The 15,458-nt window shown below is 71.7% G+C and carries 13 protein-coding genes; 1 reads left to right on the forward strand and 12 read right to left on the reverse strand.

Features of this window, described 5'->3' with window-relative positions:
* Positions 1-11: 11 nt before the first annotated feature.
* The 12 genes from DY262_RS17495 to DY262_RS17550 all read right to left on the reverse strand — a co-directional run bounded on the left by DY262_RS17495 (position 12) and on the right by DY262_RS17550 (position 14,278).
* Positions 12-458 carry a GatB/YqeY domain-containing protein gene (locus DY262_RS17495; RefSeq protein ID WP_116960387.1) on the reverse strand — a complete coding sequence of 149 codons (447 nt, stop codon included), beginning with the start codon at positions 456-458 and terminating at the stop codon, positions 12-14.
* Between the two features lie 116 nt (positions 459-574).
* Positions 575-787: a 30S ribosomal protein S21 gene (rpsU, locus tag DY262_RS17500; protein ID WP_009520186.1), complete on the reverse strand. Its 213-nt coding sequence runs from the start codon at positions 785-787 to the stop codon at positions 575-577.
* A gap of 173 nt (positions 788-960) precedes the next feature.
* Positions 961-2,163, reverse strand: a complete 1,203-nt coding sequence (locus DY262_RS17505) for a BaiN/RdsA family NAD(P)/FAD-dependent oxidoreductase (protein ID WP_425459304.1) — start codon at positions 2,161-2,163, stop codon at positions 961-963.
* 40 nt (positions 2,164-2,203) lie between these two features.
* Entirely contained in the window at positions 2,204-2,992 is a 789-nt protein-coding gene (cobA, locus tag DY262_RS17510) for a uroporphyrinogen-III C-methyltransferase (protein ID WP_116960389.1), read from the reverse strand.
* Positions 2,973-3,890 (reverse strand): DNA-binding protein YbiB, encoded by a 918-nt coding sequence (ybiB, locus tag DY262_RS17515; protein WP_116960390.1) that lies wholly within the window; start codon positions 3,888-3,890, stop codon positions 2,973-2,975. The genes cobA and ybiB overlap by 20 nt, the downstream gene beginning before the upstream one ends.
* A 70-nt stretch (positions 3,891-3,960) precedes the next feature.
* Positions 3,961-6,750: a nitrate reductase gene (locus DY262_RS17520; protein WP_116960391.1), complete on the reverse strand. Its 2,790-nt coding sequence runs from the start codon at positions 6,748-6,750 to the stop codon at positions 3,961-3,963.
* Entirely contained in the window at positions 6,747-7,142 is a 396-nt protein-coding gene (gene nirD / locus DY262_RS17525; protein ID WP_116960392.1) for a nitrite reductase small subunit NirD, read from the reverse strand. Before nirD ends, DY262_RS17520 begins: the two co-directional genes overlap by 4 nt.
* The gene (gene nirB, locus DY262_RS17530) at positions 7,139-9,640 is read right to left on the reverse strand and encodes a nitrite reductase large subunit NirB (RefSeq protein ID WP_245981080.1); all 2,502 of its coding nucleotides are present in this window, start codon (positions 9,638-9,640) and stop codon (positions 7,139-7,141) included. The genes nirD and nirB overlap by 4 nt, the downstream gene beginning before the upstream one ends.
* Before the next feature lie 26 nt (positions 9,641-9,666).
* Complete coding sequence (locus tag DY262_RS17535; RefSeq protein WP_116960393.1) at positions 9,667-10,509, reverse strand: ABC transporter ATP-binding protein; 843 nt, start codon at positions 10,507-10,509, stop codon at positions 9,667-9,669.
* A gap of 28 nt (positions 10,510-10,537) precedes the next feature.
* Positions 10,538-11,404, reverse strand: coding sequence for a nitrate ABC transporter permease (ntrB, locus tag DY262_RS17540; protein ID WP_116960394.1), 867 nt, complete (start codon positions 11,402-11,404; stop codon positions 10,538-10,540).
* Positions 11,405-11,439: 35 nt separating this feature from the next.
* The gene (locus tag DY262_RS17545) at positions 11,440-12,735 is read right to left on the reverse strand and encodes a CmpA/NrtA family ABC transporter substrate-binding protein (RefSeq protein ID WP_116960395.1); all 1,296 of its coding nucleotides are present in this window, start codon (positions 12,733-12,735) and stop codon (positions 11,440-11,442) included.
* A 286-nt stretch (positions 12,736-13,021) separates the two neighbouring features.
* Positions 13,022-14,278, reverse strand: a complete 1,257-nt coding sequence (locus DY262_RS17550; RefSeq protein ID WP_116960396.1) for a nitrate regulatory protein — start codon at positions 14,276-14,278, stop codon at positions 13,022-13,024.
* Positions 14,279-14,366: 88 nt separating this feature from the next.
* On the opposite strand from DY262_RS17550, the gene tsaD reads away from it, so the two are divergent.
* Entirely contained in the window at positions 14,367-15,452 is a 1,086-nt protein-coding gene (tsaD, locus tag DY262_RS17555; RefSeq protein ID WP_116960397.1) for a tRNA (adenosine(37)-N6)-threonylcarbamoyltransferase complex transferase subunit TsaD, read from the forward strand.
* Positions 15,453-15,458: the final 6 nt, after the last annotated feature.

A 15,458-nucleotide genomic window follows, 5' to 3' on the forward strand; every position in this document is an offset into this window, starting at 1 on the left:
GCGGGCGGCGGTCAACCGGCCAGCGCCGCCTTCACCGCCGCCGAGACCTGTCCCATGTCGGCCTTGCCCGCCAGGCGCGTTTTCACCGCGCCCATGACCTTGCCCATGTCGCCCGGTCCCTTGGCGCCCAGTTCCGCCACGATGGCCTTCACCTCGGCCGCCACGGCCTCGGCCGACAGGCGCTCGGGCAGGTAGGCCTGCAGCACGGTCAGCTCGGCGGCTTCCTTGGCCGCCAGGTCGGGGCGATGGCCCTGTTCGAAGGCGGCGATGGAGTCCTTGCGCTGCTTGACCATCTTGTCGATCACGCCCACCACGGCGGCGTCGTCGAGTTCAATGCGCTCGTCCACCTCCTTCTGCTTGATCGCCGCCGTCAGCAGGCGGATGGTGGCCAGGCGCTCGGTTTCCTTGGCGCGCATGGCGGCTTTCATGTCGTCGGTGATGCGGGCTTTGAGGCTCATGGTGTCGCTCCGGTGGCGCTGCGGGCAGGCGCGGCGCAGGAAAGAGGGAAGGAAAACGAAAAAGCCCGCTCTAGCGTCCTGGAGCGGGCTTTCGGTGCCGGACGGACCGGCTTCGTTCAGTACAGCTTCTTGGGCAGCTGCATGGAACGAACGCGCTTGAAGTGGCGCTTGACCGCGGCGGCTTTCTTGCGCTTGCGCTCGGCGGTGGGCTTCTCGTAGAACTCGCGGGCGCGGAGGTCGGTCAGCAGGCCGAGTTTTTCAATGGTGCGCTTGAAGCGACGCAGAGCCACGTCGAAGGGCTCGTTGTCTTTGACACGGATGGTGGTCATGTATCGATCGATTCCTGAATGTGCGGCCAGAGGATGGCGGGGAAGATCAGGCCCGGCCTTCTTGGCTGCGAGGTGTCCCGTCTGAAACTAGTATTGGCCGACGGGAATTTGCCAGCAAAGCCCGCGATTATAGACGTTTCTGCCGCGTTGCCTACCGGCCGTCCGCCGCCGGTTCACAGCGCCTGGGCGCAGGCGTGGGCCGAGGCCCAGGCCCACTGGAAGTTGTAGCCGCCGAGCCAGCCGGTCACGTCCACCACCTCGCCGATGAAGAACAGCCCGGCCTGGCGCGATTCCAGGGTCTGCTGGGACAGCTCGCGGGTGTCGACCCCGCCGCGCATGACCTCGGCCTTGCGCCAGCCCTCGGTGCCGGTGGGCACCAGTTCCCAGCGCTGCAGGCGCTCGGCCAGGCGGGCCAGGGCGCGGTCGGCGGTTTCCATCACGGGGCGCTGCCAGTCGCCGTCCTGGGCGGCCCAGGCGTCGGCCAGGCGGGCGGGCACCCACTGGGCCAGTTCGTTGGCCAGCAGCTTGCGCGATCGGCGCTTGGCATCGCCCAGGGCCGCGCCCAGGTCGGTGTCGGGCGCCAGGTTCAGGCGGATCGGCGCGCCGGCCTGCCAGTAGCTGGAGATCTGCAGCACCGCCGGGCCCGACAGGCCGCGGTGGGTGAAGAGCAGGTCTTCGTCGAAGGCCATGCGGTCCTTCTTGCCGCCGGTCTCGATGCGCACCGGCAGCGCGAGCCCGGCCAGGCCCGCGTAGGGTGTCCAGGCGGCGCCGTCGAAGGTCAGCGGCACCAGGGCGGGGCGCGGTTCGATCACGCGCAGCCCGAACTGCGCCGCCAGGCGCAGGCCGAAGTCGCTGGCGCCGATCTGCGGGACGGGCAGGCCGCCGGTGGCCACCACCAGCTTGGGGGCGCGCACCGGGCCGCGGTCGGTGTCCAGCGCGTAGGCGCCGTCGCCGTCCTGCCGCACGGCCCGCACGGCGCAGGGCTGCCAGCGGTCGACGCCGCCGGCCTCGCACTCGCGCAGCAGCGCCTGGATCAGGTCGTCGGCCGAGCGGTCGCAGAACAGCTGGCCCTTGTGCTTTTCGTGCCAGGCGACGCCGTGGCGCTGCAGGAGGCCGATGAAGTCGGTGGGCGTGTAGCGCGAGAGCGCCGAGCGGCAGAAGTTCGGGTTCTCGCCCACGAAGTGCTTCTGCGGCGCGCGCGGGTCGAGGTCGCGGTTGGTGAAGTTGGCGCGCCCGCCGCCGGAGATGCGGATCTTCTCGGCGATCTTGGGGCTGTGGTCGATCAGCAGCACGCGCCGCCCGCGCTGGCCGGCGATGCCGGCGCAGAACAGGCCGGCGGCGCCGGCGCCGACGATGATGGCGTCGAAGGTTTGCACGCGCGGCAGTGTAGCCAGCGCGCGCGGCGCTTCCCGCGCGTCAGGCGGCGCGGCTGGCCGGCTCGGGTCGCGCCAGCGAAGCCAGGCCGCGCAGCACGTCGCCCACCACGATCACCGAGGGGCTGCCCAGGCCCTCGCGCCGCAGGCAGCCGCACAGGTCGTCCAGCGTGCCGATCGCGTGGCGCTGCTGCGGCAGGCTGGCGTGCTGCACCACCGCCAGCGGCGTGTCGCCGGGCAGGCCGGCGAGCAGGCCTTGCTCGATCTGCGCCGCGCCGCTCACGCCCATGTAGATGACCAGGGTGAGCTTGGCGTCGCGCGCGGTGGCGGCCAGGGCGGGCCAATCGGTGCCGGCGTCTCCAGGCTTGGCGTGACCGGTGATGAAGACCACGCCGTGGGCGTGATCGCGGTGCGTGAGCGGCACGCCCAGAGCGGTGACGGCCGCCAGCCCCGAGGTGATGCCATTGACCACCCGCACCGCGATGCCCTCGGCCTGCAGGTGCTCGATCTCCTCGCCGCCACGGCCGAAGACGAAGGGGTCTCCGCCCTTGAGGCGAACCACCACCTCGCCCTCGCGCGCGGCCATCAGCATGAGCTTGTCGATGAAGGCCTGCGGCGTGCTGCGGCAGCCGCCGCGCTTGCCCACGCGCACGATGCGCGCCTGCGGGCTGGCGTGCGCCAGCACCGCTTCGTTGACGAGGTCGTCCACCAGCAGCACGGTGGCCGCGCCGATGGCGCGCACGGCCTTGAGCGTGAGCAGCTCCGGGTCGCCCGGGCCGGCGCCCACGAGCGTGACGGTGCCGGGCAGGAAATCAGGCGGTGGTGTGTTCATCGGCGTGGATCTCGGCAAGGATGCAGTCGGCCTGGCGCGCGATGGGCGCGGGCAGGGGGGCCTGGCCGTCGAGCACGGCGCGGGTGTAGGCGGCGGTGGCGGCCGGCTCGATGGCCGGCAGCTCGGGCAGTTGGGCGAGCGGGCCGTCCTGGGCGGCGATGCGCTCGATGCGCTGGCCGTCGCGCAACGCCTCGATGCGCGGCTGGCGTCGGGCGTCGGCCACGGGCTCACCCTCGGTGCCGCGCAGCAGCAGCGCGTGCGCGCCGGTGAGCGCGAAGGTGGCGGCCATGCTGACGGCGTACTCGGGGTGGGTGTGGCTGCCCACGATCAGCGCGGGCCCGTCCACCGGGTTCATGAGCTTGACCAGGCTGTGGCCCGGGTTGCGCAGGCCCACGCTGCGGCGCACGTCCAGCAGGCGCTTGAGGCCGGGCAGCAGCGCCTCGGTGGGCACGAAGGCGCAGCCGCCGGGCGCGATGGCCTGGGCCGGCGCGCCCGGCGCCACGCCCAGCGCGGCGAAGACCGCTTCGGCGGTGACCCGCCGGTCTTCGGTGGCGGTGCCGTGCACCAGCACCGCCGCGCCCCGGCGCGCCAGCAGCAGGGCCAGCAGCGGTGTGAGCAGCGGCAGCTTGCGCGCGCCGTTGTAGCTGGGCAGCACCACGATGGGCCGGCCGTTCCCCGGCACGCGGCGCAGCCGCGCGTGCGTGGCGTCCAGGAAGCCGGCCATCTCCTCGGGCGTTTCACCCTTGATGCGCATGGCCAGGCAGAAGCCGCCCAGTTCGAGGTCGCTCACGGCGCCGTCGAGCACCTGGCCCATCAGGTCGGCGGCCTGCGCGCGCGTCAGCGCCCGCGCGCCGTCCTTGCCGCGGCCGATCTCCTTGATGTACTGGCTGATGCCCATGGTCGGGGGATTGTCTGGCAGGCTTGATGACTTGTCGTTATATGGAGGCCTTGCGTACCCAGAGCAGGATTCAGGCCGGCGCGGTGTCGCGCCCGCGCACCAGTCGGCGCAGCTCGGGCACGCAGGAGCCGCATTGGGTGCCGCAGCGCAGTTGGGTCTGCAGCTGGGCCAGGCGTTCCTCGTCGTTGCCCAGGGTGTCGCTCATGCGCGCCAGGCAGGCGCGGATGGCGCTGTCGCTGACGTTGAGGCAGGTGCAGACCTGCCGCCCGCGCGGGGCCTCGGCCACCGGGGCCTGGCCGCCGGGCATCAGCAGGCGGCGGCCGTAGGCGTCGGCGGGCCGGTCGTCCTGCAGCAGGGGCCTGAGCCAGGCCTCGGCGCGGGTGTCGCCGGCCAGCAGCACGGCGTCCAGCCGCGCGCCGTGGCCGTCCGTGCGGCGCAGGCGCGCGGAGCGGCGCTGGCCCAGGCGGCGGTCGGCGTAGCGCAGGGCCTCGGGCGTGTCCAGGCCCAGCAGGGTTTCCAGGCGGTCCAGCAGCGCGGGCGGCGCCGGCTCGTGCGCGGCGGCGCGAAACAGCAGGCCGGTGCGCTCGCGGCCAAAGGGCACGCAGCTGGCGAACGGGAACTCGGCCATCAGGGCGCGCAGCGCGGCCTGAGTGGCCAGGGCGCGCTCCTCGGGCAGCCAGGCCAGGGCCAGCAGGGTCCAGGGCAGGTCGGCCTTGAGCACCTTCACCGCCGCGTGCTTGAGTTCGGGTTGTTGGGAGCCGGGGCAGCGGGCCGAGGTGGTGAGGGCGTTGACACCGGCCAGCGGCTCGCCACCGCTGCCGCGCCCGCCCAGGTACTCGGGGCCCCAGTGCATGGCGATGAAGGCCTGGGCCGGCGCGACCTGCCCGCTGGCCTGGGCGGGCAGCACGAGGCTGCCGCGCCGGCTGGTGACGTGCACCAGCTCGCCGTCGCGCAAGGCCAGGCGCTGCATGTCGCCGGCGTTCAGCTGCACGGCCGGCTCGGCCACGTGGCCGAACAGGCGGCCCAGGGTGCCGGTGCGGCCCATGCCGTGCCACTGGTCGCGCAGGCGGCCGGTGGTGAGCGAGAAGGGGTAACGCGGTTCGCGCGGCTCGGCCAGCGGCCGGTGGGGCAGGGCGGCGAAGCGGGCGCGGCCGTCGGGGGTGGGAAAGACGCCGTCGCCGTAGAGGCGCGCCTTTCCTTGCGTGTCGCCTTCGCGCAGCGGCCACTGCTGGGGGCCGTCGCGGTCGAGCTTGGCGTAGCTCAGTCCGGTGATGTCCAGGTCGCGCCCGCGCGTGGACTCGCGGTGCTCCCGCCACAGGGCTTCGGGCGTCTCGTGGGGAAAGAGCGCATGGCCGGGGCGCAGGCGGCGGGCGAAGTCCACCACGATGCGCCAGTCGTGCCGCGCCTCGCCGGGCGGCGGCACGGCCGCGCGCACGCGGCTGATGCGCCGCTCGCTGTTGGTGACGGTGCCGTCCTTCTCGCCCCAGGTGGTGGCGGGCAGCAGCAGGTCGGCGAAGCCGGCGGTGGCGGTGGTGGCGAAGGCCTCCTGCAGCACCACGAACTCGGCGCGCTGCAAGGCGCGGCGCACGGTGCGTTGGTCGGGCATGGACTGCGCCGGGTTGGTGCAGGCGATCCACAGGGCTTTCACGGTGCCGTCGGCGGCGGCCTCGAACAGCTCCACGGCGCTGAGCCCGGGTTTTTCCGGCACCGAGGGAATGCCCCACAGCGCGGCCACCTCGGCGCGGTGCGCGGGGTCGGCCAGGTCGCGGTGCGCCGAGAGCAGGTTGGCCAGGCCGCCCACCTCGCGCCCGCCCATGGCGTTGGGCTGGCCCGTCAGGCTGAACGGTCCGGCGCCCGGGCGGCCGATCTGGCCGGTGGCCAGGTGCAGGTTGATCAGGCCGGCGTTCTTGGCGGTGCCGCTGCTGCTCTGGTTGAGGCCCTGGCAGTACAGGCTGAGCGTGGCGCCGCGCGCCTTCGGGTCGCCGCTGGCGCCGGTGGCGAACCAGCGCGCGGCGGTGACCAGGTCGTGCACCTCCAGGCCGCAGGCCTGGGCCACGCGCGCCGGCGTGCAGTCGCGCACCAGCGCCTCCAGGGCCTCGAAGCCGCGCGTGTGGGCCGCGATGTAGGCGGTGTCGGTCCAGCCTTCCCGCAGCATGAGGTGCAGCAGGCCGTGGAACAGCAGGGTGTCGCTGCCGGGCTGCAGCGGCAGGTGCAGGTCGGCGGCCTCGGCGGTGTCGGTGCGGCGCGGGTCGGCCACGATCAGCTTCATGCCGGGGCGCGCGCGGCGTGCGTCTTCCAGGCGGCGGAACAGCACCGGGTGCGCGTAGGCGGTGTTGCTGCCGGCGATGAACACGCAGCCGGCGTGGTCCAGGTCTTCGTAGCAGGCCGGCGGCGCGTCGGCGCCCAGCGTGAGCTTGTAGCCGGCGACGGCGCTGCTCATGCACAGGCGCGAGTTGGTGTCGATGTTGTTGGTGCCGATCAGCCCCTTGGCGAGCTTGTTGAAGGCGTAGTAGTCCTCCGTGAGCAACTGGCCGCTGATGTAGAAGCCCACCGCGTCGGGGCCGTGCGTGGCGATGGCGCCGTTGAAGCGGCGCGCGGCCAGGTCCAGGGCCTCGTCCCAGGTGGTGCGCTGCGGCGCGGCGCCGCGCGCGGCCCGCACCTGGGGGTGCAGCAGGCGCGTCTGGCGCGCCACGTGGGGAGCGGCGGTGAGGTGAAGGGTCTGGCCCTTGCTGCACAGGCGTCCGGCGTTGGCCGGGTGCTCGGGGTCGCCGCGCACGCCGGTGATGCGATCGCCTTCGCTCTCGATGAGCACCCCGCAGCCCACGCCGCAGTAGGGGCAGGTGGAGCGGGTGTCGGTCATGCGCTCTCGCGGCGCCGCGTTGGCGGGCCGGCCACGGGCCGGGTGGGGTCGGTGGCGTGCGTGGCGAGTTCGCGCGCATCCAGGTGCACCAGGCCGTCGGCCACGCGCACCGCGAAGCGGGGCGTGCAGCCTTCATCGGGCGCCTGGGCGCAGCCGTCGGCCAGGCCGATGGTCCAGTTGTGCAGCGGGCAGGCCACGCGCTGGTCGAACACGATGCCCTGGCTCAGCGGCCCGCCCTTGTGGGGGCAGCGGTCGAGCAGGGCGAACACGCCGCCCGCGGCGTCGCGGAACACGGCCACGTCCAGGCCCACGGGGCGGCGCACGGTGCGCGAGCCCAGCACGGGGATGTCCTCGACACGGCACACCGGTGTCCATTGGGTGTGCAGGCTCATGCGGCGCTTCCTTCCACGGTCAGGGGCTGAATGGGAATGAACTGGCGCGTGTCCAGCGCGGCCTTCTCGTGCTCGAACCAGGGGTCGGGCTCGCCGTCGAGCGCGGCCTGCAGCTCGGCCCACAGCGCTTTGCGGCCCTCGGCGTCGTCGAGGATGCGCCGCCTGACGTGGTCGATGCCCACGCGCGCCACGTAGTGCACGGTGCGCTCCAGGTACCAACCTTCCAGGCGGTAGAGCTGCATGAAGGCGCCGGTGTACTCCAGCACCTCCTCGGCGGTCTTGAGCTTGACCAGGAACTGCGCCACCTCGGTCTTGATGCCGCCGTTGCCGGCGATGACCATCTCCCAGCCCGAGTCCACGCCGATGATGCCCACGTCCTTGATGCCGGCCTCGGCGCAGTTGCGCGGGCAGCCGCTGACGGCGAACTTCACCTTGTGCGGCGCGTACATGCGCCACATGGCGCGCTCCAGGTCCTTGCCCATCTGCGTGCTGTCCTGCGTGCCCATGCGGCACCACTCGCTGCCCACGCAGGTCTTCACGGTGCGCAGCGCCTTGGCGTAGGCGTGGCCGCTGGGCATGGCCAGGTCGCGCCAGACCGATGGCAGGTCTTCCTTTTTCACGCCGAGCAGGTCGATGCGCTGGCCGCCCGTGACCTTGACGGTGGGGATCCGGTACTTGTCCACCACGTCGGCGATGCGGCGCAGCTCGGCCGCCGTGGTCTCGCCGCCCCACATGCGCGGGATCACGCTGTAGGTGCCGTCCTTCTGGATGTTGGCGTGGCTGCGCTCGTTGATGAAGCGGCTCTGCGGGTCGTCCCGGGCTTCTTTGGGCCAGGTGCTGATGAGGTAGTAGTTCACGGCCGGGCGGCAGGTGGCGCAACCGTTGGGCGTGCGCCAGCCCAGGCCGGCGAAGACCTCGGCGGTGCTGAGGTACTTGTGGTGGCGGATGGCCTCGCGCACCGCCTGGTGGCCGTGCTCGGTGCAGCCGCACAGGGCCTTGAGCTTCGGCGCGGCCGAGTAGTCGCCGCCGGCGGTGGCCATCAGGATCTGCTCCACCAGGCCGGTGCAGGAGCCGCAGCTGGCGCTGGCCTTGGTGTGCCGGCGCACCTCGTCCAGCGTGAACAGGCCCTTGTCCTTGATGGCCTTGCAGATGGCGCCCTTGCTGACGCCGTTGCAGCCGCAGACCTCGGCCGTGTCCGGCATGGCGGCGGCCTTGTGGTGGCCTTCGTGCCCGGTGTCGCCGATGTTGGATTCGCCGAACATCAGTTTGTCGCGGATGTCGGCCACGCTGCGGCCCTCGCGCAGCAGCTTGAAGTACCAGCTGCCGTCCACGGTGTCGCCGTACAGGCAGGCGCCCACCAGTTTGTCGTCCCGGATCACCAGCTTTTTGTAGACGCCGCCGCCGGGGTCGCTCATGACGATCTCCTCGGTGCCCTCGCCGCCCATGAACTGGCCGGCCGAGAACAGGTCGATGCCCGTGACCTTGAGCTTGGTGGAGGTGAGCGAGCCGGTGTAGCGGCCGATGCCGAACTCGGCCAGGTGCGTGGCCAGCACCTTGCCCTGCTCGAACAGCGGCGCCACCAGCCCGTAGGCGATGCCGCGGTGCGCGGCGCACTCGCCCACGGCGTAGATGCGCGGGTCGGTGACGGTCTGCAGGGTGTCGCCGACGACGATGCCGCGCTCGACGTGCAGCTTCATGGACTCGGCCAGCGCGGTGTTGGGGCGGATGCCCACGGCCATGACCACCAGATCGGCGGGGACCTCGCGGCCGTCCTGGAAGCGCACGGCCTTCACGCGGCCGCCCGCGCCGCCGTCGCGGTCGCCGACGAGCGCCTGCGTCTGCGCGCCGATGAGGAAGTCCATGCCGCGCGATTGCAGCGATTGCTGCAGCAGGCGGCCGGCCTCCTCGTCGAGCTGGCGTTCCATGAGCCAGGGCGCCACATGCACCACGCTCACGGCCATGCCGCGCTTCATCAGCCCGTTGGCGGCCTCCAGGCCCAGCAGGCCGCCGCCGATGACCACCGCGTGCCGGTACTTCGCGGCGGCGTCGATCATGGCCTGGGTGTCGGCGATGTCGCGGTAGGCCAGCACGCCCTCGAGCTCCTTGCCCGGGAGGGGCAGGATGAAGGGCTTGGAGCCGGTGGCCAGGATCAGGCGGTCGTAGGGCGCGCTGAGCGTTTCGCCCGCGGCGTTGCGCGCGTGCACCCGGCGCTTGACGCGGTCCACTTCGGTCACCTGGCAGCCCGCGTGCAGGGTGACGCCGTTGTCCCGGTACCAGGCCCAATCGTTGAGCACGATCTGCTCCAGCGTCTGCTCGCCCGCGAGCACCGGCGAGAGCAGGATGCGGTTGTAGTTCGGGTGCGGCTCGGCGCCGAACACCGTGATGTCGTAGAGGTCGGGGGCGAGCTTGAGCAGCTCCTCCAGCGTGCGCACGCCGGCCATGCCGTTGCCCACCATCACCAGTTTCATCCTTTGCCGCGGCTGGGCGCGCATGTCCATGGGGTTCTCCTTGGCTGGTGGTGCGTTCAGGCGCTGAGCGCTTCGGACGCCCGGGCCTTGGCGCCGCGCGACAGCGGCTCCACCTTGCGCTGCTTCTCGTGCAGGAAGCTCAGCACCTCGTGGCGGTAGTGGTTGTAGCGGGCGTCGTCGGACAGCGCGAGGCGATCGCGCGGGCGTTCCAGCTCGATGTCCAGGATGTCGCCGATGGTGGCCGCCGGGCCGTTGGTCATCATCACGATGCGGTCGGACAGCAGCACGGCCTCGTCCACGTCGTGCGTGATCATCATCACCGTGTTGCGCAGCTCGCCCTGGATGCGCATCACCTCGTCCTGCAGGTGCGCGCGCGTGAGCGCGTCCAGCGCGCCGAAAGGCTCGTCGAGCAGCAGCACCTTGGGCTGCATGGCCAGGGCGCGCGCGATGCCCACGCGCTGCTTCATGCCGCCCGATATCTCGGCCGGCAGGCGGTGCAGGGCGTGGCCCATGCTCACCATCTCCAGGTTGTGCAGCACCCAGTCCCGGCGTTCGGCCGCGCTCTTGCTGCCGCGGAAGGTCTTGTCCACCGCCAGCGCCACGTTCTGCTGCACCGTGAGCCAGGGCAGCAGCGAGTGGTTCTGGAACACCAGCGCGCGGTCGGGGCCGGGCTCGTTCACCTCGCGGCCATCGACGATGACCCCTCCCGCGCTGGCCTTGAGCAGGCCGGCCACGATGTTGAGCACGGTGGACTTGCCGCAGCCCGAGTGCCCGATGAGGGAGATGAACTCGCCGCGCCGCACGTCCAGGTGGATGTGGCGCAGCACGGGGTTGACGGTGCGGCCCTTGGCGAAGGTCATGTCCACGCCGCTGATGCTGAGGTAGGCGTTGTCGTTCATGGGGAGGCTCCTGTGGGGTCGGGCGGGTTCAGCCGGCGCTGGTGCCGCGCGTGACGAGCTGGCCGAGGAAGGCGACGCAACGGTCGAGCAGGAAGCCGACGATGCCGACGCAGAAGAGCGCGAGGATGATGTCGCTGATGCGCGAGCTGTTCCACGCGTCCCAGATGAAGAAGCCGATGCCGACGCCGCCAATCAGCATCTCGGCCGCGACGATGGCCAGCCACGACAGACCCACGCCGATGCGCAGCCCCGAGAAGATGAAGGGCGCGGCGGCCGGCAGCATGATCTGGCCGAAGTACTCGAGGCCGTTGAGCCGGATCACGCGCGCGACGTTGCGGTAGTCGTCGGGGATGTTGCGGATGCCGATGGAGGTGTTGATGATGATCGGCCAGACCGAGGTGATGAAGATCACGAAGATGGCCGAGGGCTGGCCGTCCTGGAAGCCGGCCAGCGAGATCGGCAGCCAGGCCAGCGGCGGCACGGTGCGCAGCACCTGGAACAGCGGGTCGAGGCCGCGCAGGGCCCAGGTGGATTGGCCCACCAGCACGCCCAGGCCCACGCCCGCCAGCACCGCCAGCGAGTAGCCGTACGCCACGCGCTTGAGGCTGGCCAGCAGCTGCCAGGCGATGCCGACGTCGTTGCCACCGTTGTCGTAGAAGGGGCTGACGATCAGCTCCCAGGTCTCCTGTACCACCTTGCTCGGCGGCGGCAGGGCCGCGCCGGGGCGCGAGCCCAGCAGCTCCCAGACGAGCAGCAGCAGGCCGGTGATCACCAGCGGCGGCAACACGTGGGTCGTGAAGCCGCGCGCGGCGCGCCGCAGCCCATCGGGCAGCGGGGCCGGGGGCGCGGCGGGCGTGGCCAGCCGGATCGGCTCGACGGTGTCGGTGGTGTTCATCGCGGGGACTCCTGGTGTCGGCGAGGGGGCTGGGTTCAGGCGGCCTTGGGGGTTTTGATCGACAGGCTGTCGAGGTACTTCTTCGGGTTGGCGGGGTCGAAGACCTTGCCATCGAAGAAGGTCTCGGCGCCGCGCGAGGTGGACGTGGGGATGTCCTTGGCGGCCACGCCCAGCTCCTTGGCCGCCTGGCGCCAGAGGTCCTCGCGGTTGACCCTGGCGATCAGGGCCTTGGTGTCCAGCGTGGTGGGCAGGTAGCCCCAGCGCATGTTTTCGGTGAGGAACCACAGATCGTGGCTCTGGAAGGGGTAGCTGGCCTGGTCCTTCCAGAAGCGCATCTGGAACTTGCTGTTGGCCTCCACGCGGCCGGTGCCGTAGTCGAAGTCGCCCTTGACGCGGTCGATCACGTCGGCCACGGGCGCGTTGATCCAGCGCCGGCGCGAGCAGATCTCGGCCACCTCGGCGCGGTTGGCCGGTTCCTCGCACCACATCTGCGCTTCCATCACGGCCTTGAGCAGGGCCTTGGTGGCGTTGGGGTGGGCCTGCACCCAGTCGGCCCGCATGGCGAAGGCCTTTTCCGGGTGGTTCATCCACAGCTCGCTGGTGGTGAGCGCCGTGTAGCCGATCTTCTGGTTGATGAGCTGGCGGTTCCACGGCTCGCAGACGCAGAAGGTGTCCATGCTGCCCACCTTCATGTTGGCCACCATCTGCGCCGGTGGCACCACGATGGTGGTGATGTCCTTGTTCGGGTCCACGCCGCCGGCGGCCATCCAGTAGCGGATCCACAGGTCGTGCGTGCCGCCGGGAAAGGTCATGGCCGCGTTCACCGGCTTGCCGGTCTTCAGCCGCTTGTCCAGCAGGGCCTTGCCGAAGGCCTTGGTGTCCAGGCCGACCTTGAGGTCCTTGTACTCGTCGCCCACCGAGATGCACTGGCCACCCAGGTTCAGGCGCGCCAGGATGTTCATCGGCACCGGCACGTTGTTGGCGGTGACCGCGCCCGTGCTGATGAGGTAAGGCATGGGCGTGAGGATGTGCGCGCCGTCGATGCCGCCCTTGGGCGAGCCGAGCACCAGGTTGTCGCGCGTGGTGCCCCAGGACGATTGCTTGAGCACCTCGACCTCGGTCATGCCGTGCTTCTTGAAGAAGCCCTTTTCGTCGGCCACGAACAGGGGCGCGGCGTCGGTCAGCGCGATGAAGCCGAGCTTGGCGGCCTTGGTTTCCAGCCCGGTGGCGGCCTGGGCCCGGGTGCTCAACAGGCCGCCAGCGAAAGCGGCGGAGCCGAGGGCGCCGGCCTGCTGGATGAGGCGGCGGCGGGACAGCGGGATCGATGGCATGGTCGTGGACTCCTGTGGGGTGAATGGCGAACCGGAAACCCAAAGCACAACGGCGCCCATTTCCAGGCCCGCCATGCGCGGGAAGGAAATGGACGCCGTTGTCCGTGTCTGGGAAGACTGTCCAGACCGCGGCCGCCATTGGCCGCGAGCTGTGCTGCTTTCATTTAGCAGGGACCGTGCCAGTCGGCCGGGCGCGCGCAAGTGCTTGATTTGACTGATGTGCCGGGTCGGCGGAACGGGCCCGTCTGGTGCGCCCGTCCGGAATTGGTGCACTGCAGCAGTGCGTTCAGCGCGGGGGCAGCACCTCGGCCATGGACAGCAGGGCCTCGGCCACGTCCACGAGGCGCCGGTTCTGGTTCATGGCCATCTGGCGCAGGGTCTTGTGGGCCTCGGCCTCACTCAACTGGCGGTGTGCCATCAACAGGCCCTTGGCGCGTTCGATGAGGCGGCGCTCGTTCAGGCTGGCGCGCACCGCCTCCAGCTCGTCGCCCATGGCCTGCAGGCGGCGCGCCTGGTCGTGCACCAGTTCCAGCACCGAGCGGTCCAGCGGCAGGGCGAAGCCCTGGGTGGCGCCTGGCGCGGCGGGGCCGTTTGGATCGGCCGGGGCCAGGTAGAAGACCAGGGGGTCGGGCGCGGCCTGGGCGCTGAGCGCGCCGAAGCTGGCCAGTTCGGCCTGGGCCTGGGCGATCTTTTCGCCGCACAGGGCGCGCAGGTCGGCGGTGAGGCGGTCTTCCACCAGCTTCATGGCGTCCATGCGCGCGCTGCAGACGTCGAACCAGGCCTGGCTGAGTTCCGGCCGCAGCGCGGCCCCGTGCGGGGCGGTGTAGAGCACGCGGCGCAGGCGCTCCAGCTCGGCCAGGGGGGCGCTGCTGTGCGGCGCCGTCCACAGCGCGCGCGCGGTGGGTGGGGCGACGCTGTCGAACAGCTCCAGGCAACGCTCTTGCGATTCGATCAGGTGCAGCAGGCGCTGCTGCCTGGCGCTGTCGGACTGGCCGCGCGCGAACAGGGCGGCGCCGACGGCGCGCTCCTGGCCCGCGAACTCCTTGCCCTGGATGAAGTTGAACAGGGCCACCAGGCGGCGCGAGACCTCGGGGTCGGTGGCGCTGTCGGCGGCCTCGAACACCACGGCGAGCAGGGCGGCGACCAGCCGGGCATAGGCCTCGGTGGCGCGGTCGGTGTCCCAGGCCTGGGCGTCAAGCTGGCCGCGCAGCGCGTCCAGGCCGTCCAGGCCCTGCAGCACGTAGGCGATGCGGCTGAACAGGCGCGCCCCGTGGCCGGCCTGGGCGGTGCCGGTGTCCACGCGCCCGAACTGGGCGCGCCACTCGGCCTCGACCTGGCGCGAGGCGCCGATCTGCGCCGCGCGCGCCTCGGCGAAGCGCTGGCCCATCGAACCCAGGTACAGATTGGTGAGCCCGCGCTCGCGCTGCAGCTGGTGCACCAGGCGCGCGCTCACGTCCACCAGGGTGGCCGTGAAGGCCAGGCGCTGCAGGCCATCGATCTCGCAGCGCTTGGCGGCCAACAGGAAATCCAGGCCCGTTTTCATCGTTCACCCTTGCGATGGCACATCTCCCTGGTGAAGGAGCAACAAGCGTGCCGCCCAGGGCCTGTCGGCCCTTAAACTCCCGCCCCTCATGCGAATCCTCGGCATCGAATCCTCTTGCGACGAAACCGGTGTGGCCCTGGTGGACGCTGGCGTGCAGGGCGTGCCGCGCCTGCTCGGCCACGCGCTGCACAGCCAGATCGAGATGCACCAGGCCTATGGCGGCGTGGTGCCCGAGCTGGCCAGCCGCGACCACATCCGCCGCGTGCTGCCGTTGACCGACGCGGTGCTCGCCCAGGCCGGGCTGGCACTGTCCGACGTCGACGCCATCGCCTGCACGCGTGGCCCCGGCCTGGCCGGTGCGCTGCTGGTGGGCACGGGCGTGGCGCACGCGCTGGGCGTGGCGCTGGGCCGGCCGGTGCACGGCATCCACCACCTGGAAGGGCACCTGCTGTCGCCCTTCCTGAGCGCGGATCCGCCCGAATTCCCTTTCGTGGCCCTGCTGGTCTCGGGTGGGCACACGCAGCTCATGCGGGTGGACGGGGTGGGGCGCTACACGCTGTTGGGCGAAACCATCGACGACGCGGCCGGCGAGGCCTTCGACAAGTCGGCCAAGCTGCTGGGCCTGGGCTACCCGGGCGGGCCTGCGCTGGCGCGCCTGGCCGAGCGGGGCGACGCCACCGCCTACAGGTTCCCCCGTCCGCTGTTGCACAGCGGCGACCTGGACTTTTCCTTCGCCGGCCTCAAGACGGCGGTGCTGACCCAGGTGAAGCGCCTGGCGCGCGCCGCGCCCGAGGGACCGGCCACCAGCCGACTGGCCGACCCGCTGAGCGAGCAGGAGAAGGCCGACGTGGCGGCCGGCGCGCAGGCCGCCATCGTGGAGGTGCTGGTGAAGAAATCGCTGGCGGCGCTGAGCGACACCGGCCTGCGCCGCCTGGTGGTGGCCGGTGGCGTGGGCGCCAATACCCGCCTGCGCGCCGAACTGAACGCGGCCGCCGCGCGGCGCGGCCTGCGGGTGCACTACCCGGAACTGGCGCTGTGCACCGACAACGGCGCCATGATCGCCCTGGCCGCCGGGCTGCGCGCCCAGGCCGGTCTGCTGGCCACCGACGCCCCGGCCGGGCGCTTCGACGTGGCCCCGCGCTGGCCGCTGGCCGAGCTGGCGTCCGCCGCCTGAGCGGGC

The organism is Hydrogenophaga borbori (assembly GCF_003417535.1).
Lineage (GTDB): Bacteria > Pseudomonadota > Gammaproteobacteria > Burkholderiales > Burkholderiaceae_C > Hydrogenophaga > Hydrogenophaga borbori.